The organism is Hafnia sp. CBA7124, from assembly GCF_002355555.1.
Classification (GTDB): domain Bacteria; phylum Pseudomonadota; class Gammaproteobacteria; order Enterobacterales; family Enterobacteriaceae; genus Hafnia; species Hafnia alvei.
The window spans coordinates 2,267,014-2,293,212 of record NZ_AP017469.1; the positions used below are offsets into that span (position 1 = coordinate 2,267,014).

Consider the following 26,199-nt stretch of genomic DNA (forward strand, 5'->3'; position numbering starts at 1 on the left):
TCGAGGGCGGTACATCAAAGCTTCTTAATGTGCCACCCTCGCAGGATAATTCCAATTAAATCATCATACCACTGGGGGCTTCTCTCTTATATTACGAATAAGCCCCTTACACAATACAATGCCCGCACCGATCAATCCACCCAGCAATACGGATAGGATTAATATTAGCGATTTTTTCGGTGCATCTTTAATGACAGGTAATGATGGCTGTTGTGAGAATGAAAATGCTTCGAATTTATCATTGCCACTATCGCTGAGTTTAATCTCGCGCAGTGCTTGTAATGTCTCACGGTTAGAGTAATAGCCATCACTTAAATACAACGGCCAAGACGTTTCATTGGCAATAATTGTTTTTAGCGCAGGCTCACCAAGCATAAATAGCATTTCATCAGAAAGAGCCGTGACCTCTTTAACCGTAACGCTCTTGGTGTTCGTGGCTTCAGCCACTTTTAATGCTTCTGATAAAGCATTTAAACGACGCGCTTTTTTCTCCTGGGCAGTTTTGATCTGGGCATCTAATGCAGTATTGATTGCCTGCATTCTGACCTCTAATGCTTTCGCAGCGTTTGAATAATAACTACTTGAGGTTTGCTTATTTACTTTGTTTAAAACGGCAACTAAGGATTTTTGTGCATCCTTCGCCGTTTCAGCGCTAAAACTCACGGTAAATGAATCGTTTCTCCCTGAGTTTGTCGGCTTAATGTCCAAGGGTGTTTCAGGTAAGAACGTTAAGGTTTCAGCAGAAATACGTGACACGAAGTTAGCAAAAACATCATTGCTAATATCTTTACTATTACTAGGGTCAATGACAGCCACAGCAGTAGGATAATCGGCTAACTGCCCTAGCTGTGGTGGTGTAATAATCGCGGTCGATGTCCATTTCTCTTTTGCAACGGCTAGATATCCAATAGCCAAAACAATCGCAATGCAAACAGTGGTAATGATTGTTTTCTTTCCATTCCATAACTGCAACAGCAGGTCAAGCAGATCAATCTCATCAGTACTGTTTTTTTGCTCAAGACTCATAGGATTTCCCATACAAACTCATAATTACATTAGCTGACATTGCTCTCAAACAAATAATATATCGCCATTTTGATTTAAAGCGATTGTTATATCGTGTACGTATATGAATGGCGATAGTACTAAATCTGTAACCGGTTCTCAATGGAACAACTCTCTGTTCTGTCTATATTTTGGCTAGGAAAGTTCCGTATTTTTAAGTATAGATGCATGCCATTATTCTGCCCGCGTCATGGCAATTTGGGCTGCTTCTGGTAGATTGAGTGGCCTGCACTTTCGCTAAATTAACGAGGCAATTGAGAATGAATATATTTGTAACCGGAGCAACCGCAGGGTTCGGTGAGGCTATCACGCGCAAATTTATCAAGAACGGACATACAGTGATTGCTGCCGGTCGCCGTTTAAGTCGTCTCGAAGCGTTAAAAGATGAGTTAGGTGATGCTTTAACTATCGTGCAACTCGATGTGCGCAATCGAGCGGCAATTCAGTTGGCTTTAGAGAGCCTTCCCACTGAAAAACGTCACATTGATGTTTTAGTGAACAATGCTGGATTGGCATTAGGTTTAGAGCCTGCGCATAAAGCAAATGTTGATGATTGGGACACGATGATCGATACCAATGCCAAAGGTTTGGTGAACATGACCAGAGCAATTTTGCCTAATATGGTTGAACGCAATGTAGGTCATATCATTAATATTGGTTCAACCGCGGCTAACTGGCCATATGCCGGTGGTAATGTGTACGGTGCGACAAAAGCGTTTGTTAAACAATTTAGCCTTGGTTTACGCGCTGATCTGCATGGCACCAAAGTGCGGGTTAGCGATATCGAACCTGGATTGGTTGGCGGCACGGAATTCTCTAATGTTCGCTTTAAAGGCGATGAAGGTCGCGTAGAGAAAACCTATGAGAATGCTAACGCCTTAAGCGCAGATGATATTGCTGAAGCTGTGTATTGGGTCGCTACCTTACCTGCGCACGTCAACATTAATACCATTGAAATGATGCCGGTTAGCCAGTCCTTTGCCCCGCTGTCGGTCTATCGCGGCTAAATTTAACTTCATTGTAAATTTCTGTTTTTTGCACTAAACCGTATCGAAACCAACGTTTTCGCAAACTATCAGCGGAACTGACAGAGTGCTATAGTGTCTTCATATCGAGAATGATGACCTTAAAGACGGTCGTTGTGAAAAGAGGATAGCTAATTTGAAACTGAATAAATTGCACATGGCCGCTCGTTGGATGCCTTTAGCCGCAGCGCTCATCTTGGGTGGTTGGCAGGCTTCTGCCCTTGCAGACTCTTGCGCATCTGGCAGTACCTGCGTCTTTGGCTCAAGCGGTGGTCAGGATAACTCGCTGACCAAAGAAGATGCTCGCCAGCAGAAAGAACAATGGGATGACACGCGTTCTCTGCGTAACAAAGTTAACACCCGCGTTGAGAAACAGTTCGACAAGTTCGATAAAGCCGTCGATCTGCAAGACTCATGTGAAAAAAGCTTAAACGTTAATGCGTACTGGGAACCGAATACCCAACGTTGTTTAGATAGAAATACTGGACGCCCACTTAATCCATAAGCATTAAGCTTAAACGCTTTTGCAAGGATCCTTGGAGGATATTTCATGAAGAAATTACTGCTTAGCATCATGCTATTAAGTGCTATTCCACTGGCCGCACAGGCTTCGTGTGAAACAGTCAAAGCAGATATTAGCCAAAAAATTATCAAAAATGGTGTGCCAGAGTCTGGCTTTACGCTTGATGTCGTACCGAACGATCAGGCTGACGCGAGTGGTGGTCAGGTTGTGGGTCATTGCGAAAACGACACACAGAAGATCATCTATCAGCGCACAAACGGCGCTGAAGACGACAGTACGCCAGCACCGGCTACACACTAATTATCAGCGTTATGTCGAAACGGCTGCCTTATGGCAGCCTTTTTTGTCTCTAGCATTCACCGTCAAATTCAGTACACGTCACGCTGTCTGGCTTTAATTTTGCTGGAATGAGCCACGCGGTGATTAGAGCAAACAACGACAATATTGCCGCCACGATAAACACCCAATGAATGGATGCTGCCACCTGAGTCGTTAAATTAATCATCTTATCGTCTAGCGGCGTGCCATTCTGATGCATGCTCATGAGCTTTTGAACCGGATCATGAATATCCGGCAAGCGCCAATCAAGATTGAGATTCAGCGTGGCGCCTAAAATGGCTGTACCTAGCGCTGAGCCTAACATACGGGTAAACACCGTTGAAGCGGTGGCAATTCCTCGCATGTTGGAAGGCGCAACATTCTGTACCGAAACCAGAAATGTGGTATTGGTCATCCCCATTCCGCAGCCAATCACAAAGGCGGCGACTCTTCCCCATAGCAAACCACTATCCGGCTGCTGCATGAGCAAAATCAAGCTTCCGGCGATGAGCAAAAAACTGCCGAAAAGCGCCGTAGCGCGATAGGACGTTAGCGACATCATTCGCCCGCTAAGGGTACTCGCCAATGGCCAGCCGATTGACATCATTGCTAACGTGGTGCCAGCCTCCAACGGCGTTCCGCCCATGACTCCCTGCACAAACGTGGGCAAAAATGCGGCAACGCCCATCATGGATGCGCCGACAATCAGCCCACCAATATTACCCGCGACGATCACGTTATTTCGCCAGAGCGCTAACGGAAATAACGGTTCTGGGGCTTTTTTCTCTTGTCGCAGCAAAAAAACTGACGCGACGACGAATATCAATAATAACGGGAATACCCAGAACTTCAGAATATCGGCCTGTAAGAGCGCCACTAATAACGAGGCCACTGCGATAGTTAGCCAACAGGTACCAGCAAAATCGATAGGATGCTGCCGAGGATGTACCGTTTCGGGGAAATAGCGCCACAGAAGATACATAGCCGTAATGCCAATAGGCACATTCACCCAAAAAACCAATGCCCAGTTGAAGTGCTGAACAATAAATGCCCCCATCAGCGGGCCGACGATGGCCGATACCCCCCAAACGCTAGAGAGATAACCCTGGATTTTTGGACGCTCCGCGGGTGAATAGATATCAGCAACAATGGTGAATGCAATCGGCGTGATAGCCCCTGCGCCCATCCCTTGAACAGCACGAAAAACGATCATCCACAGCATGTTATGGGAAAAGCCGCATAGCACGGAACCTAGCAAGAAAAGCGATGCGCCTATGTAGAACATCCGCTTACGTCCATAGAGATCGGCGAGTCGACCATAGATAGGAATTGAAATAGCCTGTGTTAAAAGATACGCAGCAAATACCCAGCCTAGCAGTGAGAAACCGCCTAAATCGCCAATAATCGTGGGCATGGCCGTTGAGACTATCGTAACCTCAATAGCCGCCATAAATGTTGCTAGCATACAAGCGGTTAGCACGATGCCTCGATGTAAATATTGCTGCTCTACCTGTTCAACCATGCTGCCTCGCGGAAAATGCGAATAGAGATTTAGCTCAATACCTTACCATGAATTTCTAGGCTAATTGTGTGAACTCTCGAAGAGAGAATAAGACTGGCATAAATATAAAAGTGACAACGTCACATATCAGCTGCAGTGATCTTGATTGATTGCTGTTTCCTATCTCAATGATAGGTGAGGCTGGCCGTTATCATTGATGATTATCAACAAAGTAATGAAATACAACACGCACTATGGGAAGGCCAAGTTTTGGCCCTCTGAGGGTTGTGCACCCAGCGCTGGCGCGGCCCGATTTCATGCTCTGAAATGGAGTTTTAACATGATAAAAATAACAAAGCTTTTGGGAATTGCAGCAACTGTCGGTGTTGTTGGTTATCTAGGTCTGGCGGGATATGTCTATTACCATGATAAGCAAAGAATTACGATGCCCGATCAGGCATCACTTTCGCCACAAAACGCGGCCGTTCTGAAAACCCTGAGTGAAAAAGGCTGTGACTACTGTCACACCCCGTCAGCACAGCTCCCGTTTTATTCACAACTTCCCATCGCTAAGCAACTGATGGAATATGACATCAATCTTGGCTACAAATCATTTGATCTTACCCCTATTCGCAACAGCCTCATTAATAATAGTCGCCCTCCGCAGGGAGACATGACTAAAGTGGAATGGGTCATGCAGCACGACACCATGCCGCCGACCCGTTACACGGCGCTGCACTGGGCTGGATCGCTGGATAATGAAGAACGGGCGGATATTTTAAACTGGGTGAAAGATCAGCGCATAAAATACTATGCGGCAAAAGACATGGCGCCGGCATTAATGAATGAGCCCGTTCAGCCATTGCCACGTACCCTTCCTGTTCAGGCTGATAAAGTGGCATTGGGTTTCCGCTTGTACCACGACCCGCGTTTATCTGGTGATAACTCCATTGCTTGCGTTCATTGCCACCAGTTAGGGGCTGGCGGCGTTGATGGCCGACAAACCTCCATTGGCGTAGGCGGTAAAATTGGTCCAATCAACGCACCTACGGTATTTAACGCGGTGTTCAACGTTGAGCAATTCTGGGATGGTAGAGCGCCAGACCTCCAAAAACAGGCTGGTGGCCCACCGCTTAATCCAATCGAAATGGCGTCCAAGTCATGGGATGAAATTACAGGAAAACTTAACCAAGACGCCCTTCTCAAACAACAGTTTACCGCTGTTTATCCTGAAGGCTTTACTGGCGATACCATCACCGATGCGATTGCTGAATTCGAGAAAACCCTTATCACGCCAGACAGTCCGTTTGACCGATATCTTCGTGGCGATAATAAAGCGCTAAGCGCCCAGCAAATGCATGGATACCAGCTGTTTAAAGATAATAAATGTGCCACATGCCACACCGGGAAAATACTCGGCGGTCAGGCTTTCGAACCTCTGGGACTGAAGCAGGATTTTGCCTTTGGCAAGGTGACCAGCGCAGATATTGGCCGACTCAATGTAACTCAAGGGGAGCGTGACCGCTTCCGTCAGAAAGTACCAACGCTGCGTAACGTTGCGCTGACGGCGCCTTATTTCCATCGTGGTGACGTACCTACACTGGATGAAGCGGTGAAGCTGATGTTGAAATATCAGGTCGGCACCTCGCTACCACAGAAAGATGTAGACGACATTGTGGCATTCCTCGAGTCGCTAAACGGCGTTTATACGCCTTATCCAATTCATTAACCCTCTCTAGGCGCCGCATTTTTGCGGCGCAGTTTCTTCCTGTGGTTAAAACCCTTAAACTGCTCCCACTTTTATGCCTTCGCACTACGCAGTATGTGCTTCTTTTTTGGTAACCCGCGGCTAAACATGACTTCACCACGCATGAAACGTCTGATTCATATGCAACATTATCAACTGATGCTGCGCCGCTTAGCCATTGCGATGATTTTGGGCATCGCCGCTGCCACCGTTGTTTGGCTATTTCACCAGTCGATGTTGAAGCTGGAATGGCTATTCTTAGGCAGTCGAGGCGGAAGTTTGGTGGCCGCTGCGGCCGAGCTACCATTATGGCGACGTTTGCTTACGCCGGCTTTAGGCGGGTTGGTTGCAGGTTCTATATTGTGGCTGTTTCAGAAATATCAGCACCAACGCCCATCCGCTCCGACAGATTATATGGAAGCCTTTGACGCTGGCGATGGCCGTTTAGATATTTCCGCCAGCCTTGTCAAAAGCTTGGCATCTCTGATAGTCGTATCAAGCGGAAGTGCAATCGGGCGTGAAGGCGCGATGATCTTACTGGCAGCCCTGTTTGCATCGGTTTTTGCTCGATTATTTACACCGCCAAAGGAGTGGAAACTGTGGGTCGCCTGTGGCGCTGCTGCGGGGATGGCCAGCGCCTATCACGCGCCCTTAGCCGGAAGTTTATTTATTGCGGAGATCCTTTTTGGATCATTAATCCTCGCCTCTCTTGGCCCGGTGGTGATCGCCGCGGTCAGCGCCCTGCTGATGAGTAACTTACTCAACGGTGGACAAGAAACGCTATATCAGGTGCAAATTCTGGTCGCACCGTGGCCAGTGCAGTATTTATTGATGGCGCTGCTGGGGGTGATTGCAGGATTTGCCGGGCCGCTATTTCTCTCATTGATGCAGTACAGTAGTCACTTCTTCCAACAGCTACGCCTTCCTCCACCGCTGCAGCTTGCGCTGGGTGGGCTTATCGTCGGTGGGCTATCAATCATTTTTCCAGAGGTATGGGGAAATGGCTACAGCGTGGTTCAATCGTTGTTGTCTGCTCCACCGGGCGCTTTGCTCATTGGGGCCATTTTGCTCTGTAAACTGATTGCGATACTGGCTAGCAGTGGTTCAGGTGCTCCCGGTGGTGTATTTACGCCAACGCTGTTTATTGGTGCCGCGCTAGGCGCATTTGTTGGGCAACTATTCGCGCTCTGGCCAGGAATGGGAGAACACATCGCATTATTAATGGCGCTGACCGGTATGGCAACGTTGTTGGCTGCCACCACGCATGCACCCGTGATGTCTGCACTGATGGTGTTTGAAATGACGGGAGAATATACGTTGCTGCCAGGATTGTTACTAGCCTGTGTTATGGCAACAACCCTGTCCCGCTGGCTGCGGACAGGGTCAGTTTACGGTAAATAGACGACGCTATTTGAGAGGAGAAAGATCGATATATTTAGACAGATCTTTTTCCTCTGGGCGGAACAGGTATGGAATTTCGCCCAACTGTGGCCCTGGCAATTTTTGGCGTAACGCTTCTAACGTTTCGGCATAATGCGAAAGCCCTGGATTGATGCGGTTCGCAATCCAACCGGCAAATGGCAAACCGTCATTAATGATCGCCTGCGCCGTCAAAATAGCGTGGCTGATACAGCCCAGCTTAATACCGACGACCAGAATAACCGGCAGTTGCTCTTGCACCACCCATTCAGATAACGGGCGCAAATCGTGCATTAAGACACGCCAGCCTCCGGTTCCCTCAACCACTAAGTGCTCAGATTTACCGCTTAGGTTTTGAAGCCCACGGCTCATCAGGCTGTAATCCAAAGGCTCACCGGTATAAGCGTTCGCAATTTCTTCCTGCAAAGTTATCGGGTTTACTTCATCATAATTCAATGGGATAGAAGAAGACGCCTGCAATGTTAACGCATCTTTATTACGCAGTCCTTGCGGGGTTTCTTCACTACCGACGGCGATAGGCTTGTAGCCTACAGCAGTAGCACCAGAAGCATGGATGGATTGCAGTAACGCACGAGAAACGACGGTTTTACCGACTTCAGTGTCTGTTCCTGTGACAAAAACACGCTTTAACATGAATGATACTCCGGAGAATCTCCGATAAAAAACACCAAAAAATTGGCGGAACGACAATTTCCTTCCGCCATCAAGAATGATGAAAAGTCTAGGCGAAGCGGTAAAGCAGCAGCTTGCGTTAGCTCAATATTTTGTTTAACGAGGTGACAATTTCATGAAAAACCTCTATTTGTACCAAAATAGAGGTATGAATTAGAAAGGAATTTAGCCAAATACTCTCAGTTTTTGCTAGCCCTGCAACAGCTGAACTAACAATGAACCATTGTAAAGTGCTTCTTTAACTAACGCGGCCGCAGGCATGGTTCCATTATTACGGAAACGCGTAGCCTCAACGCTCAGTCCCTGTGCATAGTAGGGTAAGGACTGTTGCTGAATGGCCGCATTGATAGAGGGAAAGAGAACCGCGCTGGCTTGATTGAGCGGTGAGCCAATCAGAATTTTTTCGGGATTAAACAAGTTCACCATAATGGCGAGAATGCGTCCCACATTATTACCCACGCTGCTGATAATATCCTTAGACAGCTGATCGCCCTGCATGGCGGCCTGACAGATAGCATCAATTGTGATGGGCCCGTTATGCAGCAAAGACGATGGTGAAAGCGGTAATCGCTGCTCGGCTAATTCAAGAATATGCCCAAGTCCTGCAACGGTCTCCAAACAACCGTGATTACCGCAATAGCACTGCTTACCATAGGGATCGACCTGCGTATGACCAATTTCCACCACGCTATGACGGCCGCCGTTTAGCAAGCGACCATCGGTAATGACACCCGCGCCCACATCGTGATCGATAACCACCTGCAGCATATTTCTACAGTTTTCACCGGCACCGAACAGCGACTCCGCCATCGTCCAAGCGCAGATATCATGCTGAAGAAACACCGGTAGGCCGGTATGCTGCTCCAATTCGGCACCCAGCGGCATATCACACACATCGGCATAAAATGGCATGCGATGAACCATGCCCTTCGCCGAATTAATCAATCCTGGAAGCGTAATGGCAATAGCCGTTAGCCGCTCAAGCTGATGCTGATGACGGATAAAGAACTGGTCAATTTCATTGATGATGCGTTCGAGTAACGGCTGGTCTGCCTGTGCAGGCAATTCGACGTCATCTTCAGCAACCAATTTACTGCTGAGATCGCGTAGCGCCAGCGTCATAACACCATGACCCACACGAACGCAGAGATAATGCCAAGCCACAGTATCTAAAATGAGACCAACAGCAGGACGCCCACGGCTACCCACGTCTTGGAATTCGGTTTCTTGTACCAGATGCGCTTCTAGCAGTTCACGCACAATTTTGGTGATGCTTGCGGGCGCAAGCTGTGCACGTTTAGAGAGTTCGATGCGGGAAATTTGGCCATGCTGATCAATAAGACGGTATACCGCCCCAGCATTTATCTGCTTTATTTGATCAATATGTCCCGGTTGGCTTTCAGCTATCACCCACCTACTCCCGCTTATTTTTCGCGCTTCTAAATAAATATTAACGCTATGGTGTCGGTTTTGAGTAAACCCGTCAACTATTTGATTCGTTATGTGATTTAGTGCACAAATAAGCCCCGCAATGGTCGGTTTTCGCAGCGATTATTTATCTATGGTTGAGCTATCATTAAATTTATCAATGCTGTTGCCTGTGCGCTTAGTGGTCTAGTTTTACTGTAAGCTAACCAAACTTCCGTGAATGCCGTTTCCTCATCTAAGTATCTATAGCAAACACCATCCACTTTAATTCGCGTAAACGATGCCGGTAAAATAGACACGCCGAGTCCTGCGGAAACTAGCCCGACAATCGTCATCGCTTCACCCACTTCTTGAGTGATATAGGGGGTGATCCCCGCATTTTTCAGCAGCGTTAATATTTCATCGTGTAGCGCCGTGCCCACTTCTCGGGAAAAAAAGACAAAGGGCTGATTCGCCAAATCGCTAAACTTCAATTTTTCTCGCCCAGAAGCCGCTAAGGGATGATTCTGGTGCAGCACTGCAACTAACGGCTCTCGCAACAAGAGTTGATGCGTCAGCGTGTCGGGTAATCGCGTGTTACGCATCACGCCAATATCGAGTTTGCCTTCTAACAGCGGTTCAATCTGTTGCTTAGTGTTCACCTCGCGCATTTGCATGTGAACTAAAGGATAGCGCTGCCGGAAAATAAACAGGCTGCTGGCAACTAAACTGATAAACGGCGCGGACGAGGTAAAGCCAATCTTCAGATTACCCAATTCACCACGATGTGCTCGCGCGGCGTTTTCTGCCGCTTGTGAAAGATGGTCCACAATTTCGTAGCACTCTTTCAAAAAGAGTTCCCCCGCTTGCGTGAGGCTCACATTTCGGTTGTTTCGTTCCAAAAGCCGAGCGCCCACTTCCATTTCAAGCGCCTGAATTTGTTGGCTCAATGGCGGCTGAGAGATATTCAAACGCTCCGCTGCACGCCCAAAATGACACTCTTCAGCAACGGCAATAAAGTACTTGAGATGTCTAATTTCTATACGCATAGGCTGATTGATATCTTAAACGTCTTATTTACATTTATTAATATATTAGACAATAAATTAGCTGAAACCTATGCTGAATTTATATCAGCCGTTGTGACCTGCCGCACATAATATGGGCAAGCAGAGCTGATGAACCGTTTTACCCGATATTTTCGGTAAGGATACAGATTGGAAACCCCTCCGGCAGAAACAATGCCGTCTCGCATTGATACAACCTCAAACTCGTCTGTTGTGTCGCCTGTAGCGCCAACGCGCCGCGCGTTAAGCAAACTTCCGTACATTGAACGTGGCCAACCACAGTTTATCCGCGTAACCCTAGCGCTGTTCTCTGCGGGTCTGGCAACTTTTGCCCTGCTCTATTGCGTTCAGCCTATTTTGCCCGTGCTGTCGCATGATTTTGGGATTTCACCGGCCAGCAGTAGCCTATCACTTTCCGTCTCTACGGGATTGCTTGCCGTCGGGTTGATGTTCACTGGCCCGTTATCAGATGCCATTGGGCGCAAACAGGTGATGGTTACTGCGCTATTGATGGCGGCAATATGCACGTTAATTTGTTCAATGATGACTAGCTGGCACGGTATTTTAGTGATGCGCGCGCTGGTTGGGCTTTCGTTGAGCGGCGTTGCCGCGGTCGCCATGACCTATCTCAGCGAGGAGATCGATCCCGCCGTAGTGGCATTTTCCATGGGGCTCTACATCAGCGGTAATTCGATTGGAGGAATGAGTGGGCGTTTAGTCAGCGGCGTTCTGACAGATTTCTTCTCTTGGCGCATTGCGGTGGCCATTATTGGTTTGTTCGCTCTGGCCGCGGCGTTTATGTTCTGGAAAATTCTGCCCGCGTCGAAACACTTCAGAGCCACACCTCTCCGTCCTAGAACGTTATTAATTAACTTCCGGCTGCACTGGCATGACAAAGGTCTTCCGCTGCTTTTTGCCGAAGGCTTTCTGCTGATGGGGAGTTTCGTCACGCTATTTAACTATATTGGCTATCGTCTGCTTGGCACACCGTACTCGCTCAGTCAGGCTTTGGTCGGCCTATTATCAGTGGTTTACCTGACAGGGTCATACAGTTCACCTAAAGCCGGTGCGTTAACCAGTAAATTTGGTCGTGGACCGGTGCTGACGGTTTCGATTCTTATTATGCTGATTGGGTTGTTGATTACGCTTTTTGCCCCGCTCACCACCATTTTTATTGGCATGATGCTGTTTACCGCAGGCTTCTTTGCTGCTCATTCAGTGGCAAGCAGTTGGATTGGCCGCCGTGCTCGCCGCGCTAAAGGCCAAGCATCATCACTCTATCTATTCTGTTATTATGTCGGCTCCAGCGTGGCCGGTACACTTGGTGGCGTATTCTGGAACAACTATGGATGGAACGGCATCGTAATTTTCCTTAGTGTCATGCTCGTTTTAGCGCTGTGGATCAGCCGAGCATTGAAAAAACTGCCCGAAGCCAAACGGATTTAATCCTCGAGTAGAATCCCCGCCATCCGGGGATTCTAACTGACAACATCAGCCCCTCCCTCACTACAAAGCTTTTTCTCGGTCCAATAGGTAATACGGTTGTTTGAAATTTCACTGTGGTTACAGACAACGTTTAGGTAATGAACTACAATGTATGTTGTAACTAAATTAATGCAATAAGAGAGCCTATGTCAGCTAATCATGTTATCGACCGTATGAACACGTGTTTTCGCCAGCTAGAGCAAGGCTTAGTGGAGATTGATGCGGTTTTGAAATCTCTGATACCGCTACAGGCAAACGTATTTTTGTTGCCTGATATTGAGAAAGGTAAAGAGCATGATGACATTACAAAAATCAGCGTCATCCCCTGCTCGGGCGAGTCAGCATTTGAAGCCGGTTTACAACACTTTCGCCGCTTGTTCATCCATCACCATGCGCAGCATATCAGCAGCAAAGCTGCGGTTCGTATGCCCGGCGTGCTTTGTTTTTCCGCCAGTTACGCGCAGGTAAAATCCACCAGCGCCCTGATTAGCGATGTGAACCAACTCAAGAAACAGCTAGAGAAGATTATCGCCGTTGAATCTGGCCTTCCCCCTGAGCAACGGTTTGAATTTGTTCATGCTCATCTTAAAGGTTTGCTGACGCTGAGTGCCTATCGCGCATTAACCGTACTGCACAACCCTTCCACCGTTCGCTTCGGATGGGCGAATAAAAGCGTGATCAATAATATGAGTCGCGAAGAGATGATTAATCGCCTCGAGAAAAGTTTGTCCGCCAATCGCTCTGTTCCACCCTACTCACGCGAACAATGGGCGGCGATGGTGACAAAAGAACTTGATGACATCATGCGTTTGCCGGAAGACGTTAAACTCAAAATAAAACGGCCGGTTAAAGTTCAGCCGATTGCACGAGTGTGGTATCAAGAAGAGCAGAAGCAGGTACAACACCCGTGTAGCATGCCGCTTATCGCATTAACGGATGAGTTTAGCGAAACGCCCACTCCTATTCTTGGTGATTTAAGTGATTACGATGCGGACAATATTAATGTGAAACATCGTCCGCGAGCTAAAAAGCTGGAACTCTTGATCCCTCGTTTACATTTATACCGTGAGCTTGAATAGCGTGACAACGTCACGCATTGATTCGGCTCCCAACCATGTCCTGTGGCTTCACCCATTCATCAAACTGCGATTCGGTGACATAGCCTAACAGCAGCGCCGACTCTTTTAACGTCAGTCCTTCATGATGGGCTTTTTTGGCAATTTCGGCGGCTTTATCGTAGCCAATATGCGTATTCAGCGCGGTCACTAACATTAATGATTCATTTAATAGCTGATTGATTCGAGGTCGGTTAGGTTCAATACCGCGTGCACAGTGCTCATTAAAACTCTCGATGCCATCGGCCAGTAGACGTATTGACTGTAAATAGTTATGGATAACAAGTGGGCGGAAAACATTAAGTTCAAAGTTACCTGACGCGCCGCCAATATTAATCGCTACATCGTTACCCATCACCTGAGCACAAAGCATGGTTACCGCTTCACATTGAGTCGGATTAACTTTACCCGGCATAATTGAGCTACCCGGCTCATTTTCAGGAATTGAAATTTCCCCGATCCCACAACGCGGGCCAGATGCTAACCATCTTACATCGTTAGCGATTTTCATCATTGAGGCGGCCAGTCCTTTCAATGCACCATGAGATTGAACCAGAGCATCACAGCTCGCTAAGGCTTCAAACTTATTCGGTGCCGAGATAAAATCGCTCCCGCTCAGTTGCGCAATCATTTTGGCCACGCGAACCGCATATTCAGGGTGAGTATTCAGCCCCGTACCTACCGCCGTTCCCCCCAGCGCTAATTCATAAAGATGTGCCAAACTATGTTCAATATGCTTTTTACTGTGCATCAACATAGCGACCCAGCCAGAAATCTCCTGCCCCAACGTTAGCGGTGTCGCATCCTGTAAATGCGTGCGACCAATTTTGACTATGTCGTTAAATTGCTCTGATTTATCGTGTAGAGTTTGGATCAGGACGTCTATTTGCGGCAGAAGCTGGAGACGAATCGCTTGCACGGCGGCAACGTGCATCGCCGTAGGGAAAACATCGTTTGAACTTTGGCTTTTATTCACATCATCATTAGGATGAACTTTACGTTCATTTCCGCGTTCGCCCCCCAATAATTCACTGGCGCGATTCGCCAAAACTTCATTCATATTCATGTTGCTTTGAGTTCCCGACCCCGTTTGCCATACGGCCAGCGGAAACTCCTGATAACGAAAGCCGTCGATGACCTCTTGAGCAGCCTGCATAATAGACTCTGCTTTATCCTCACTCAGCAAGCCGAGATCGAGATTAACCTGCGCAGCGGCTTTTTTTACCAATGCCAAAGCGTCAATTAATGCCTGAGGCATTTTTTCCACCGAAATACGAAAATGTTCCAAAGAACGTTGCGTTTGCGCGCCCCACAATCGCGCTTGAGGTACATCAATATCGCCCATAGAGTCTCTTTCAACACGCATAGCTGTCATATTTTCTCCTTGAGATTAAAAGCATGATTCCGATGAGTTAATCATTAATCCAATGAGTATAGCGGGATATCAACCAGTTAGAATGTGAGAGCTAAACGAATTTCTTACATCAATATCCTTGCATCGGATAGGCCCTCTCCTGTTTACTTAGCGCAATAGCTTTATTTTTCATATTCACGTTTCGCTTTAACTTCACTTTAGGTTGATACCAATGCAAAAGATGATTAATGCCGTACAAAACTATGCTTGGGGCAGTCACGATGCACTGAGCAAGCTGTATGGCTTCTCGAATCCAGATAACAAACCTATGGCTGAATTGTGGATGGGGGCTCATCCGCTTAGCAGCTCTAAAGTTTTGGATAAAAACGGCAATAAGGTGTCATTACGCGATGAGATCGCCAAAGATCTCACCGGGAATCTAGGCAACGCCGTCGCGAAACGTTTTGGGGAACTGCCTTTCTTATTCAAAGTTCTGTGCGCCGCACAGCCGTTATCGATTCAAGTGCATCCAAGCAAACATGCCGCAGAAGAGGGTTTCGCACGTGAAGAATCCGCGGGTATTGCGATCAATGCCGCAAACCGTAATTACAAAGATCCTAATCATAAGCCTGAGCTGGTTTATGCATTAACGCCTTTCAAAGCGATGAACGGCTTCCGTGAATTTGCCGAGATTGCTCAGCTATTACAGCCTGTAGCCAGCGCGCATCCTGATATTGCGAAGTTTATTCAATCGCCAGACGCACAGCATTTATCCGTGTTATTTGGTAATTTGCTGAGCATGACCGGTGAACAAAAATCGCATGCCTTAAGCGTGCTTGCCGAAGCGCTAAACCACCAGCAAGGGCCAGCATGGGATGCCGTACGCGGCATTGCGCGCTTTTATCCAGACGATAGCGGACTCTTCTCACCGTTGCTGCTCAATACCGTTGAGCTTGAGCCAGGCCAAAGTATGTTCCTGTATGCAGAAACGCCGCACGCGTATTTGGATGGCGTCGGCTTAGAAATCATGGCGAACTCAGACAACGTTCTGCGTGCCGGCCTAACGCCAAAATACATCGATGTGCCAGAACTGTTAGCCAATGTGAAGTTTATTGCTAAGCCAGCTAACACGTTGCTGACTGCCCCTGTGGTGAACGGACATGAAACTCGCTTCCCTATTCCGGTCGAAGACTTTGCTTTTGCCGTGCATACCCTAACTGAAGCGCCTCAGTCGTTAGCGCAAGAAAGTGCGGCGATCCTATTCTGCATTACCGGTGAAGCTACGCTTATCAAAGGGGAGCAGCGTATCGTGCTGGTTCCAGGAGAATCCTGTTATCTGCCAGCCAGTGAGTCGCCAGTGCAGGTGCAAGGCCACGGCCAACTCGCCCGCGTGTTTAATGAGCTCTGATTTATGCGACGAAAATAAACCTCATGTAAACCTTGGTGGAAGAATCCCTTTCCCCTGCAAATTCAGATAAGTATTTGCGAATGGGCTTGGTTTACATTGAAAGGGTTTAACGCCACAATGAAAAGCGCCTACGGGCGTTTTTTTGTTATACGTCTATCATCATTTGTTCGACACGCCGTTTTTGAGGCATTTCCCTCGCGGCAGCACATTTAAGGCTTAAGGAAGAACTCAATATGAAAAAATCAGCTGTCGCGGTTGCGGTCATTGTTGTATTAGGCGCGGCCTGGACCGGAGCCTCTTGGTATACCGGCAAGCTCATTGAGCAACGAATGACGACTGAGGTTGAGAACGTTAATAGCCAGATCAACAACTATTTCCCTAAAGCAGGGTTAAAACTCAGCTACGAAGACTACAACCGTCATCTGTTCTCGACCGATATTCGCTATATTCTGCAAAACGATCCAACCTTCAAAGGCGAGCCAAGCCTCAAAGCCGGTGAACAGATTGTACTGAAAGAAACCATTACTCACGGGCCATTCCCGCTAGCACAGCTCAAGAACTTCAACTTTGTGCCGAGCATGGCATCCGTACATACCGAATTAGAAAACACGCCAGCGGTAAAAGCATTGTTTGATGCCACTAAGGGCAAATCGCTGGTTGATGCTGATACACGTATCGCCTACAACGGCGATACACAGTCGAAAATTACGCTAATCCCTGTCGATTACGCAAAAGATAAGATTTCAGTGAAATTTGACGGCGCAGTGATTAACGCAGACGTCGCTAAAGATCTTTCCACGCTGAAACTCGACATGAACAGCGATAACGTGGCGATCTCCGCGCCAAATGAAATGGGCCAACAAGAGCAAATCACTCTGCAAGGCTTCACGATGGAAAGCGATAGCCATCGCGGTAAGTTCGATCTGAATATCGGCTCGCAGAAAATGAATGCCAAGCACCTGTCAGTGTCTGTCGATGGCAAAGAATCTGCAGTATTAGACGGCTTCAAGTTAGATGCCAACATGGGCGAGGATGATAAAAACCTCAATGGCGTTCTGAGCTACACGCTTGATGCATTAAAAATCAGCGGCAAAGACTTCGGTCAGGGTGCCTTAACGCTGAAATTTAACGGCGTTGATGGTAAAGGATTAAAAGCCTTTGCCTCACAGTATAATGATTTTATCAATCGCCAACTGGTGCAGGGCGACGACGTCGATCCTGATGTCTATCAGCAAGAATTAGCGGCACTGATTGAAAAGAATATGCCTGCTCTGCTCACCGGAAACCCAACGCTGAATATACAGCCGCTGAGCTGGAAAACAGCTCAGGGTGAAAGCCAGTTTAGCTTGGATCTCAATCTTGCGAATCCTCAGCCTCAGGCTGAAACCACCGGCGAGCCGTTGATGTTGCAATCAATCAAAAAGCTGGACGCAAAACTGGCTATCTCCATGCCGATGGCGACCCAGTTGGCTTCTCAGGCAGCTGAATTAGAAGGTTATAACGCCGAAGATGCGAAACGTTTAGCTGGACAACAGGTTCAAGGCATTTCCGCCATGGGTCAGATGTTTAAACTGACAACGCAAAAAGACAACGTGATTTCGAGCAGCTTCAGCTATGCCGATGGTCAGGTTGATTTGAATGGCACCAAAATGCCGCTGGCTCAGTTTGTTGGCCTGTTTGGGATTTTAGGTGGTATGCAGGATCAGAGCGCAGCCCCTGCGGGGAATTGATTCAGCATTCAGACACGACGTTAACGATAAGCGGCCTCTTTTGGGGCCGTTTTTTTTAAGCCGATTCAGAAAGGATTACGCCGAGCCTCTAGCAATCAGCTTGGGCGGCAAAATAATATGTTGGACCTGTTCATCCGGCGCATCAATACGCTGTAGCATACGGTTCGCCGCGCTATAGCCAATTTCACGCGCGGAGCTACTAATGAAGGTCAGCGGAGGATCAGTCAGTTCCGCTTCCGGCACATCACCAAAGCCTATTAATGCAACCTGACGCGAATAGTAGCTTTCGTTTTCGTCTTTACCCACGCTATTGCCCATGCCGATTACGCCAAAATAAGCCCCCATAGCAATAGACGCCTTATGGCACAAGATGGCGGTAATTTTAGGGTGGTGATTCAACAGCTTTTTAGTGGCTTCCGCCGCGTCCTGTTGCTTACAATCACATTCGACGACCCACTCAGATTTGAACGGCAGACCATATTGAATCAACGTTCCGCAAAAACCACCTAAGCGTTCGGCGCGCGTAAGGGAACTGCTTTCCCCGCCGAGATAGGCAATCTGGCGATGACCATGCTTAATTAAATATTCTGTGGCCATCTTTGCCGCCTGCGAGTTATCAGGGCGAATAACGTCGATATCATCAAATTCGCTGGCTCGCGCGGCGCACACCAACGGCAAATGCATATCTCGCGCCTTTTGTTTCATCTCATCGCTAAGAAAGCGCCCGCTGCCGACAATAATACCATCAACGCCGTAACCACTCAGGCTATCAAGGCAACGAGCCAGATGCAGCCCATTTTTACCGCACTGCGTGAGAAATAATACCTTGCCCTGCGCTTCCAAGATTTCACTAATTCCGGCTGCCACTTCGGCATAAAACGGCTCGCTGATGTCACTAACGATAAGCCCGATCACGTTAGACACACTTCCGCGCAGCATGGCAGCCTGCTGATTGCGTACATAACCAAGCGTTTCAATCGCCGAATTAACACGGTGACAGGTTTTATCAGAAATACGCCCCTTGCCGCTGAGGACCAGAGAAACGGTAGTGACTGATACGCCTGCATGCTGCGCAACGTCGGTAATGGTGATCTTTTTCGGGTTCATGCCGTTAATTATTCACTTGTCGATAGCATAGGGTATTCATTTCCGTAGGTTATTTTACCGTATTTTTTAGTAAAACATTTAATCCAATCTCGCATAATTCACATTAACACTGATTTTGAGAACTGTGATCCGGCAAATGGTTTTGTTTGGTAAAACGTTTTATCTTCTTTTACCAGAAAGACTAAGACTAGTTGATAATTTTTATTAGAAACAGCGATCCTATCCACGGATCTTTCCATCAGGAGTGTCCATGCCCACCCAGACCAAACAAAAAATTACGCTATGGGAGTTTTTCCAAAGCCTTGGTAAGACCTTTATGCTGCCCGTGGCGCTGCTCTCTTTCTGCGGCATTATGCTGGGAATTGGTAGCTCGCTGAGCAGCCGCGATGTTTTAACGTTATTGCCGGTGCTGGATAATACCCCGCTTCAACTGCTGTTTACCTGGATGAGCAAAATTGGCTCCTTCGGTTTTAGCTTCCTACCAGTGATGTTCGCCGTTGCTATCCCGTTGGGTATGGCGCGCGATAATAAAGGCGTTGCTGCGTTTGCCGGATTCGTAGGTTTTACCGTATTCAATCTGGCCACCAACTTCTATCTGACGACCAAAGGGATTTTGCCAAGCATTGACCCTCTGGTGCTGAAAGCCAATAACATTCAAACCGTGCTGGGTATTCAGTCTATTGATACCGGTATTTTGGGTGCGATTATCGTCGGGATAGTGGTGTTCTTACTGCACGAACGCTTTAGTACTATTCGTCTGCCGGATGCGCTTTCGTTCTTCGGCGGTACCCGCTTTGTTCCTATTATCACCCTGCTGGTTTTAGGCCTGCTTGGTCTGCTGGTGCCATTGATCTGGCCGTGGTTCGCGATGGGCATTAATGGCCTGGGTCGCCTGATCCATAGCGCTGGCGCATTTGGTCCGATGATCTTCGGTACCGGTGAGCGTCTGCTATTACCGTTTGGTTTGCAGCACATTCTGGTTGCCATTATTCGCTTCACCGAAGCGGGCGGCACCATGGACGTTTGCGGCCACTCCGTTAGCGGTGCGTTGACCATCTTCCAAGCCCAACTTTCTTGCCCTACCACTCACGGCTTCTCAGAAAGCGCAACGCAGTTCCTGTCTCAGGGCAAAATGCCCGCTTTCTTAGGTGGTTTACCGGGTGCTGCATTAGCGATGTACCACTGTGCGCGTCCTGAAAACCGTCATAAAATTAAAGGCCTGCTGATTTCTGGCGTGGTTGCCTGTGTTGTTGGTGGTACCACTGAACCACTTGAATTCCTGTTCTTGTTTGTCGCGCCGTTCTTATATCTGATCCACGCTATTCTGACTGGTTTGGGCTTCACCATCATGTCCGTGCTCGGCGTGACTATCGGTAACACCGACGGCAATATCATCGACTTCGTGGTGTTTGGCGTTCTGCACGGCCTACAAACCAAATGGTATATGGTTCCTGTGGTTGCCGCGGTATGGTTCGTTGCTTACTACGCTATCTTCCGTTTCGCTATCACCCGCTTCAACATCAAAACGCCGGGTCGCGATATTGATAACAGCACCACCAGCGAGAAATCAGCCAAGGCTGCCTCTTCAAGCAAATCAGGTTATGACACCCCGGGGATTTTGGTTGCACTCGGTGGCGCGGATAATATTGTGTCACTCGACAACTGTATTACCCGCCTGCGCCTCTCGGTGAAAGACATGAAACTGGTTGATGATGCAACGCTGAAAAATCTGCGTGCCATTGGCGTGGTACATGTCAATGAGCATAATTTGCAGGTTGTTATTGGGCCACAGGTACAGTCGGTCAAAGATGAATTAGACTACCTAATAGCTCAGCCAAGCGTATAACCTTGTTTGACCATACATTTGGGGCGCTTAGCGCCCCGCTTTATTTCTCATTCGAGCAAACATCAAATTAAGGCGAATGAAATATGTTTGATTTTTCTAAGACTGTTGACCGTCACGGCACGTGGTGTACCCAGTGGGATTATATTGGCGATCGTTTTGGTGTTAACGATCTGCTGCCGTTCACCATTTCCGATATGGATTTTGCAACCGCCCCTTGCATTACGCAGGCACTGGAAAAACGCATTGCGCACGGCGTGCTCGGCTACAGCCGCTGGCAGCACGAAGATTTCCTCGGCGCACTGCGTCACTGGTACGCTAAGCGTTTTAATAGCGCTATAGATACCGACACCGCCGTTTATGGCCCTTCCGTAATCTATATGGTGGCACAGCTCATTCGCCTGTGGACTCAGCCCGGTGAATGCGTTGTCACCCATACGCCTGCCTACGATGCTTTCTATAAAGTAGTGCTTGGTAATCAGCGCCAATTGCTGGCCTGCCCGATGAAACAGTCTGAGGGTGAATGGTTCTGCGACATGGCCCACTTAGAGGCGCTACTGGCTCGCCCACAAACCAAAGTGCTGTTGCTATGCAGCCCGCAAAACCCAACGGGGAAAGTTTGGACACGTGCCGAACTGGAAACCATGGCTGAGCTGTGTGAACGGCACGACGTGAAGGTCATCAGTGATGAAATTCACATGGATATGACGTGGGGCGATCGTCAACACCTTCCGTGGAATGAAGTGGGAAAAACACCGTGGGCATTGCTCACCTCCGCCTCCAAGTCTTTCAACATCCCTGCCTTAACCGGTGCCTATGGCTTCATTAACGATCCCGCCACTCGTGATGCCTATTTCTTGCAGCTCAAAAGCAAAGATGGTCTTTCCTCTCCAGCGGTGCTTGCCGTTGCGGCGCATATCGCCGCCTATCGTGAAGGTCAGCCGTGGCTAGACGAACTGCGCGCGTATCTGCAGTCTAATCTGGAATACGTCGCCACCGAGCTTAACCAAGCCTTCCCACAATTAGTCTGGAAAATTCCACAGGCAACGTATTTGGCATGGATAGATCTGCGCGTTCTTGGCGTAGACGATCAAGAGCTACAGCGCGTACTCATCGACGAGGAAAAGGTGGCAATTATGCCCGGTTTTACCTACGGTGAAGAAGGCCGTGGCTTTGTTCGCCTCAACGTTGGCTGCCCACGCAGTAAGGTTGAATTAGGCGTGCAAAAACTAATTTCTGCTTTAAATAAGTTAGTTAAATAGCCAGTCTAAACATCCCCCGCCGCAACTCAGCGACGGGGAAATAAACCCCCGTCAAATTTAACGCCCAAACCGACTCCTCTCACGTCCCAGCAAAACCCTTGTGCTCAAAAGCGGCACACTTCCAGCGCCCCATTTACTGGTTGAAAGTTTGTTCGAACGCTTCTATAGTCAACGTACGGAAAAATACCGTACACATCCAATATTGAATTTATTCGAACCGTTTAAAACCTATTTGTGAAAAATGACTGCCGCAAGCGCGAGCCGTCGAGGAATACAGTATGTCTGCATTAAAAAAACAGCGTATCGATCTTCGATTAACTGACGAAGACAAAAACGCCATTGAAGAAGCTGCGGCAATGTCCAACCAAACTATCACGCAGTTTATGCTTACCAGCGCCTCTGAACGTGCAGCGGAAGTTATCGAGCAACACCGTCGCTTGATCCTCAGCGATGAGTCATGGAACCTGGTAATGGATGCCATCAGCACCCCACCGGCACCGAACGATAGACTTAAACGCGCAGCCAAACGTCTGCAAAGTATGGAATAGTCAATGCCTGACTTAACCATTGCGATTTTTTCGAGTGAGGCTGAATACGATTTCTCCGACTTTGACTGCGGCGAAGAATCCCTGAATGTATTCCTTACCGATCATTTGGCCCGCCAGCATAATGCGCGAATTTTACGTGGCTATTTACTCATAACCCAAACGCTAAAACCCAAAGTCGTTGGTTATTACACGCTATCTGGTAGCTGCTTCGAAAAGGAAACGCTGCCGTCAAATACCCAGAAACGCAAAGTGCCTTATGTCAACGTACCCAGTATCACTTTAGGGCGTCTCGCCATTCAAAAAGATCTCCATGGACAAGAATGGGGAACGGCGCTGGTGACTCACGCGATGCAAGTGGTTTATCGAGCATCGCTTGCCGTGGGCGTTCACGGTATGTTTGTCGATGCACTCAATGAGAAAGCAAAGCAGTTCTACCTGAAGCTTGGATTTATCGCTCTCACGGGCAATAACGCAAACTCGCTTTTCTACCCAACCAAATCCATCGAAAAGCTGTTCGAGGATTAATCGCGTATCTCATCATTGCGATGTCTATTTTTTATCATTTAATTGATACTGTATATTTATACAGTTACCCGTAAAATTGAGACCATCTCCCATTATTTGTGATAACGATCACATTTTTATGCAACTCACTGGTAATTTGCAGTGTATTGTTTTTATACTGTTACGCACTTTATCCAGAATAACTGAGAGTGCATATCATGATTGACACCCGCCTTCCTCTGACCGATATCCATCGTCATCTTGACGGTAACATTCGTCCACAAACTATTCTGGAACTCGGTCGTCAGTTCAATTTGGCGCTGCCTGCCGAAGAGCTGGAAGCCCTGCGCCCTCACGTACAAATCACCGATACCGCACCAGACTTAGTCAGTTTTCTACAGAAACTAGATTGGGGCGTTGCTGTTTTAGGCTCTCTAGACGCGTGCCGCCGCGTTGCCTACGAAAACGTGGAAGATGCATTACGTGCCGGTATCGACTATGCAGAGCTACGTTTCTCGCCGTATTACATGGCGATGAAACACCAGTTGCCTGTGCAAGGTGTCGTGGAAGCCGTGATCGACGGCGTGCGTGCAGGCGTTCGTGATTTTGGCGTTGAGACTCGCCTCATCGGCATCATGAGCCGCACTTTTGGCGAAAGCGCCTGCTTAAAAGAATTAGATGCTCTACTGGCCTGCCGTGAAGGCATCACCGCATTAGATTTGGCCGGTGACGAACTGGGCTTCCCAGGATCTTTATTCCTCAATCATTTCAATCGCGCACGCGACGCAGGCTTGCGTATTACAGTTCACGCTGGCGAAGCAGCAGGCCCTGAAAGCATCTGGCAAGCTATTCATGAACTAGGTGCAGAGCGTATCGGCCACGGAGTTAAAGCGGTTGAAGATACCAAGCTGCTGGATTATTTAGCTGAAAATCGCATCGGGATGGAATCCTGCCTGACGTCCAATATTCAAACCAGTACCGTTGCTTCACTGGAAAATCACCCGCTGAAAACCTTCCTACGTCACGGTATTCTGGCCTCAATTAACACGGACGACCCTGCAGTAGAAGGCATTGAGCTGGCGCATGAGTATAACGTCGCCGCACCTGCCGCAGGGCTGACGCCGGAAGAAATCCGCACCGCCCAGATCAATGGATTGGAGATGGCGTTTATTTCTGAAGATGAGAAACGCGCTCTGCGGGAGAAGAAATTAGGGTAAGGTTTCGTTCGCCAAGTGCCAATGCTGCCTTGGTGTAAAGTTTCGTCCGCCTATCAATAACGGCTATCACATATAGCTAAATCGAAGGCGTACGATGAGGGGCGCCAGCGCGCGCCCCTTCAATCCTCGCGCTTTTATCCGAGACGCCATCTCCGCACCGGGTCGGCATGCGCCATCCTTGGCGCCTCCTCCCCTAACGCTAACATCCTGTTAGCGTTGCTCCTTCTCCCAAGACTTAAACTAAATGCTGACAAAGTTATTTATCTTTTGATTTTGATTTTGATTTTTTCTGGCACGTTACCGGACAGCCGAATGAATCATGCAGGTTAGGATTCGCCTACAGGGATGTAGGCGAAAGAACGGAGGAGCCATGGACAAATTTGCTGGGAGCAAATTTGAACAACGCTTGCGTTGGCCCCGTAGGGGTGAGGCGCAAGGATGCGCCGAATATCCGCGATTGTCGCTCGCTCCGTTAAGACCGGAATGATGAAATGAGGGCACCCGCGTAGCGGGCTGGAAGGGGGTACCAAGCCGGGTTGTTAGGGGGCGGCGATTGGCCCCCTAACACGGACGCCTGCACGATGCACAGGTAGAATTCGGAATTTTAGGCGGACGTAACTTTACACCACACTTAAGCTATAAAGGCGATTGAGCCGCCTTGCTCGGACGCCTTCACTAGTATATCAATGGAACTCGGTATAATAGGCGGACGAAACCTTACACAAAACCCACATATTCATACCCTATTCCTTCCCCTGCTCCTCGGTCACCTTCTTCCCCCGATTGACATACCTTTGCGCCAATACCGCGCATACCATCAGCTGGATTTGGTGGAAGATCATCAACGGCAGAACCATCATGCCCACCACTGAGGCTGGGAAAAGTACGTTTGCCATCGGAATGCCATTTGCCAAACTCTTTTTAGAGCCACAGAACACAATGGTAATTTCATCCGCGGTATTAAACCCTAGCCAACGAGCAGCAAAGGTATTGATAACCAGCACAATGGCTAGCAGCACGGTAGAGAAGACAACGATTGACAGCAATGACCAAACATCAATCTGGTGCCAGATGCCTTCAATAACGGCCTCGCTGAATGCGGTATAGACCACCAATAAAATCGAAGACCGGTCAGTAATATTAATCAGCTTGCGATGACGATCGACCCATTTGGCAATCAGCGGGCGAGACAAATGCCCCACCACAAACGGAACCATCAATTGCAGGATAATCGAGCCAATCGCGTGCAGCGTATCGGTTTCGCCCCCTTGCGTATGCATCAACAGTCCCACCAGCAGTGGCGACAGGAACACACCCAGAATGCTGGACGCCGATGCGCTGCAGATAGCGGCGGCAACGTTTCCCCCCGCCATCGAGGTATAAGCAATCGCCGACTGAACGGTGGCAGGCAAAGCGCACAAATAAAGGAAACCGAGATAAAGCGCGGGGCTCAAGAGATTAGGCACCACCACGTTGAGCGCTAACCCGAGCAGAGGAAAAAGCGCAAACGTACTGAGAAAGACCACTAAATGCAGCTTCCAATGGCCCATCCCAGAAACGATGGCCTCACGTGAAAGCTTGGCACCGTGCATAAAGAACAACAACGCAATCGCCGCCGTGGTGAGGTGTTCAAAGACCGTTTTGTAGATCCCTTCACAAGGAAACAACGACGCCAGAATCACCACGCAAATCAGAACCAGTAAAAACTTATCAATCCGCAAACGTTGCAGCCAAGACATAACTCAACATCCCTTACCAAAAAAAGTGCATTTACATAGGGTCGAATAAAAAAACAAAGCCTTCTTTCTGTGATTCTATAGATATACGAAAGAAGGCATATCTGAGACTACTCGCCGTAACA

At 48.3% G+C, this 26,199-nt stretch carries 22 protein-coding genes; 14 read left to right on the plus strand and 8 right to left on the minus strand.

The window, feature by feature from the left end; genetic code table 11:
* Positions 1–63 precede the first annotated feature (63 nt).
* On the minus strand, positions 64–1,026 hold the full coding sequence (gene wzzB / locus CPY98_RS10425) for an LPS O-antigen chain length determinant protein WzzB (protein ID WP_043493379.1): 963 nt from the start codon (positions 1,024–1,026) through the stop codon (positions 64–66).
* A gap of 299 nt (positions 1,027–1,325) precedes the next feature.
* Between wzzB and ydfG the strand changes: the two genes are divergently transcribed.
* The 3 genes from ydfG (at position 1,326) to CPY98_RS10440 (ending at position 2,913) form a co-directional block, all read left to right on the plus strand.
* A complete protein-coding gene (ydfG, locus tag CPY98_RS10430; protein WP_040044936.1) occupies positions 1,326–2,072 on the plus strand; it encodes a bifunctional NADP-dependent 3-hydroxy acid dehydrogenase/3-hydroxypropionate dehydrogenase YdfG in 747 nt (248 codons plus the stop codon).
* A 175-nt stretch (positions 2,073–2,247) separates the two neighbouring features.
* Complete coding sequence (locus CPY98_RS10435; protein ID WP_038502223.1) at positions 2,248–2,595, plus strand: DUF1283 family protein; 348 nt, start codon at positions 2,248–2,250, stop codon at positions 2,593–2,595.
* 45 nt (positions 2,596–2,640) lie between these two features.
* Positions 2,641–2,913 carry a DUF1161 domain-containing protein gene (locus tag CPY98_RS10440; RefSeq protein WP_025801370.1) on the plus strand — a complete coding sequence of 91 codons (273 nt, stop codon included), beginning with the start codon at positions 2,641–2,643 and terminating at the stop codon, positions 2,911–2,913.
* Positions 2,914–2,962: 49 nt separating this feature from the next.
* Here CPY98_RS10440 and CPY98_RS10445 read toward each other — a convergent pair whose 3' ends face one another.
* A complete protein-coding gene (locus tag CPY98_RS10445; protein ID WP_043493228.1) occupies positions 2,963–4,453 on the minus strand; it encodes an MDR family MFS transporter in 1,491 nt (496 codons plus the stop codon).
* 319 nt (positions 4,454–4,772) lie between these two features.
* Here CPY98_RS10445 and CPY98_RS10450 point away from each other — a divergent pair, with 319 nt between their 5' ends.
* Positions 4,773–6,161, plus strand: coding sequence for a cytochrome-c peroxidase (locus CPY98_RS10450; RefSeq protein ID WP_046449315.1), 1,389 nt, complete (start codon positions 4,773–4,775; stop codon positions 6,159–6,161).
* Positions 6,162–6,302: 141 nt separating this feature from the next.
* Entirely contained in the window at positions 6,303–7,580 is a 1,278-nt protein-coding gene (gene clcB / locus CPY98_RS10455) for a voltage-gated ClC-type chloride channel ClcB (RefSeq protein WP_046449314.1), read from the plus strand.
* 6 nt (positions 7,581–7,586) lie between these two features.
* Here the strand turns inward: clcB and bioD are convergent, their stop codons facing one another.
* From bioD to CPY98_RS10470, 3 genes are all read right to left on the minus strand, one after another.
* Positions 7,587–8,252: a dethiobiotin synthase gene (gene bioD / locus CPY98_RS10460; protein ID WP_040044930.1), complete on the minus strand. Its 666-nt coding sequence runs from the start codon at positions 8,250–8,252 to the stop codon at positions 7,587–7,589.
* A gap of 228 nt (positions 8,253–8,480) precedes the next feature.
* Positions 8,481–9,701, minus strand: a complete 1,221-nt coding sequence (locus CPY98_RS10465) for an ROK family transcriptional regulator (protein ID WP_043493231.1) — start codon at positions 9,699–9,701, stop codon at positions 8,481–8,483.
* Between the two features lie 149 nt (positions 9,702–9,850).
* Positions 9,851–10,747 (minus strand): LysR family transcriptional regulator, encoded by an 897-nt coding sequence (locus CPY98_RS10470; RefSeq protein ID WP_040044929.1) that lies wholly within the window; start codon positions 10,745–10,747, stop codon positions 9,851–9,853.
* Between the two features lie 192 nt (positions 10,748–10,939).
* Between CPY98_RS10470 and CPY98_RS10475 the strand changes: the two genes are divergently transcribed.
* Entirely contained in the window at positions 10,940–12,211 is a 1,272-nt protein-coding gene (locus CPY98_RS10475; RefSeq protein WP_231899467.1) for an MFS transporter, read from the plus strand.
* Positions 12,212–12,396: 185 nt separating this feature from the next.
* Positions 12,397–13,329 (plus strand): DNA replication terminus site-binding protein, encoded by a 933-nt coding sequence (tus, locus tag CPY98_RS10480; protein WP_096387605.1) that lies wholly within the window; start codon positions 12,397–12,399, stop codon positions 13,327–13,329.
* A 10-nt stretch (positions 13,330–13,339) separates the two neighbouring features.
* Here the strand turns inward: tus and fumC are convergent, their stop codons facing one another.
* Positions 13,340–14,740 (minus strand): class II fumarate hydratase, encoded by a 1,401-nt coding sequence (gene fumC / locus CPY98_RS10485; RefSeq protein WP_096387607.1) that lies wholly within the window; start codon positions 14,738–14,740, stop codon positions 13,340–13,342.
* A 211-nt stretch (positions 14,741–14,951) separates the two neighbouring features.
* Between fumC and manA the strand changes: the two genes are divergently transcribed.
* Both manA and CPY98_RS10495 read left to right on the plus strand, forming a co-directional pair.
* Positions 14,952–16,127, plus strand: a complete 1,176-nt coding sequence (gene manA, locus CPY98_RS10490; RefSeq protein WP_096387609.1) for a mannose-6-phosphate isomerase — start codon at positions 14,952–14,954, stop codon at positions 16,125–16,127.
* Between the two features lie 233 nt (positions 16,128–16,360).
* A complete protein-coding gene (locus CPY98_RS10495; RefSeq protein ID WP_096387611.1) occupies positions 16,361–17,857 on the plus strand; it encodes a YdgA family protein in 1,497 nt (498 codons plus the stop codon).
* Between the two features lie 75 nt (positions 17,858–17,932).
* Here the strand turns inward: CPY98_RS10495 and malI are convergent, their stop codons facing one another.
* Positions 17,933–18,964: a Mal regulon transcriptional regulator MalI gene (gene malI / locus CPY98_RS10500; protein ID WP_043493238.1), complete on the minus strand. Its 1,032-nt coding sequence runs from the start codon at positions 18,962–18,964 to the stop codon at positions 17,933–17,935.
* Positions 18,965–19,214: 250 nt separating this feature from the next.
* Between malI and malX the strand changes: the two genes are divergently transcribed.
* The 5 genes from malX (at position 19,215) to add (ending at position 24,338) form a co-directional block, all read left to right on the plus strand.
* Complete coding sequence (gene malX, locus CPY98_RS10505; protein ID WP_025801383.1) at positions 19,215–20,810, plus strand: maltose/glucose-specific PTS transporter subunit IIBC; 1,596 nt, start codon at positions 19,215–19,217, stop codon at positions 20,808–20,810.
* Between the two features lie 83 nt (positions 20,811–20,893).
* Positions 20,894–22,069, plus strand: a complete 1,176-nt coding sequence (locus CPY98_RS10510) for a MalY/PatB family protein (RefSeq protein WP_096387613.1) — start codon at positions 20,894–20,896, stop codon at positions 22,067–22,069.
* 278 nt (positions 22,070–22,347) lie between these two features.
* Positions 22,348–22,617 (plus strand): DUF1778 domain-containing protein, encoded by a 270-nt coding sequence (locus CPY98_RS10515; RefSeq protein ID WP_025801385.1) that lies wholly within the window; start codon positions 22,348–22,350, stop codon positions 22,615–22,617.
* A gap of 3 nt (positions 22,618–22,620) precedes the next feature.
* Positions 22,621–23,142, plus strand: coding sequence for a GNAT family N-acetyltransferase (locus CPY98_RS10520; protein ID WP_096387615.1), 522 nt, complete (start codon positions 22,621–22,623; stop codon positions 23,140–23,142).
* Between the two features lie 197 nt (positions 23,143–23,339).
* Entirely contained in the window at positions 23,340–24,338 is a 999-nt protein-coding gene (gene add, locus CPY98_RS10525) for an adenosine deaminase (RefSeq protein ID WP_096387617.1), read from the plus strand.
* Positions 24,339–25,081: 743 nt separating this feature from the next.
* On the opposite strand, the gene CPY98_RS10530 is transcribed toward add, so the two are convergent.
* Positions 25,082–26,077 (minus strand): bile acid:sodium symporter family protein, encoded by a 996-nt coding sequence (locus tag CPY98_RS10530; protein ID WP_096387618.1) that lies wholly within the window; start codon positions 26,075–26,077, stop codon positions 25,082–25,084.
* Positions 26,078–26,199 lie beyond the last annotated feature (122 nt).

Excerpts from the sequence above, each read along its gene's own strand:
- CPY98_RS10440 (WP_025801370.1), top strand. The coding sequence starts at position 2,641 with ATGAAGAAATTACTGCTTAGCATCATGCTATTAAGTGCTATTCCACTG.
- bioD (WP_040044930.1), bottom strand. The coding sequence starts at position 8,252 with ATGTTAAAGCGTGTTTTTGTCACAGGAACAGACACTGAAGTCGGTAAA.
- CPY98_RS10520 (WP_096387615.1), top strand. The coding sequence starts at position 22,621 with ATGCCTGACTTAACCATTGCGATTTTTTCGAGTGAGGCTGAATACGAT.
- tus (WP_096387605.1), top strand. The coding sequence starts at position 12,397 with ATGTCAGCTAATCATGTTATCGACCGTATGAACACGTGTTTTCGCCAG.
- manA (WP_096387609.1), top strand. The coding sequence starts at position 14,952 with ATGCAAAAGATGATTAATGCCGTACAAAACTATGCTTGGGGCAGTCAC.
- CPY98_RS10495 (WP_096387611.1), top strand. The coding sequence starts at position 16,361 with ATGAAAAAATCAGCTGTCGCGGTTGCGGTCATTGTTGTATTAGGCGCG.
- fumC (WP_096387607.1), bottom strand. The coding sequence starts at position 14,740 with ATGACAGCTATGCGTGTTGAAAGAGACTCTATGGGCGATATTGATGTA.
- CPY98_RS10445 (WP_043493228.1), bottom strand. The coding sequence starts at position 4,453 with ATGGTTGAACAGGTAGAGCAGCAATATTTACATCGAGGCATCGTGCTA.
- CPY98_RS10510 (WP_096387613.1), top strand. The coding sequence starts at position 20,894 with ATGTTTGATTTTTCTAAGACTGTTGACCGTCACGGCACGTGGTGTACC.
- CPY98_RS10470 (WP_040044929.1), bottom strand. The coding sequence starts at position 10,747 with ATGCGTATAGAAATTAGACATCTCAAGTACTTTATTGCCGTTGCTGAA.
- malX (WP_025801383.1), top strand. The coding sequence starts at position 19,215 with ATGCCCACCCAGACCAAACAAAAAATTACGCTATGGGAGTTTTTCCAA.
- wzzB (WP_043493379.1), bottom strand. The coding sequence starts at position 1,026 with ATGAGTCTTGAGCAAAAAAACAGTACTGATGAGATTGATCTGCTTGAC.
- add (WP_096387617.1), top strand. The coding sequence starts at position 23,340 with ATGATTGACACCCGCCTTCCTCTGACCGATATCCATCGTCATCTTGAC.
- clcB (WP_046449314.1), top strand. The coding sequence starts at position 6,303 with ATGAAACGTCTGATTCATATGCAACATTATCAACTGATGCTGCGCCGC.
- CPY98_RS10435 (WP_038502223.1), top strand. The coding sequence starts at position 2,248 with ATGGCCGCTCGTTGGATGCCTTTAGCCGCAGCGCTCATCTTGGGTGGT.
- ydfG (WP_040044936.1), top strand. The coding sequence starts at position 1,326 with ATGAATATATTTGTAACCGGAGCAACCGCAGGGTTCGGTGAGGCTATC.
- CPY98_RS10515 (WP_025801385.1), top strand. The coding sequence starts at position 22,348 with ATGTCTGCATTAAAAAAACAGCGTATCGATCTTCGATTAACTGACGAA.
- CPY98_RS10475 (WP_231899467.1), top strand. The coding sequence starts at position 10,940 with ATGCCGTCTCGCATTGATACAACCTCAAACTCGTCTGTTGTGTCGCCT.
- CPY98_RS10530 (WP_096387618.1), bottom strand. The coding sequence starts at position 26,077 with ATGTCTTGGCTGCAACGTTTGCGGATTGATAAGTTTTTACTGGTTCTG.
- malI (WP_043493238.1), bottom strand. The coding sequence starts at position 18,964 with ATGAACCCGAAAAAGATCACCATTACCGACGTTGCGCAGCATGCAGGC.
- CPY98_RS10450 (WP_046449315.1), top strand. The coding sequence starts at position 4,773 with ATGATAAAAATAACAAAGCTTTTGGGAATTGCAGCAACTGTCGGTGTT.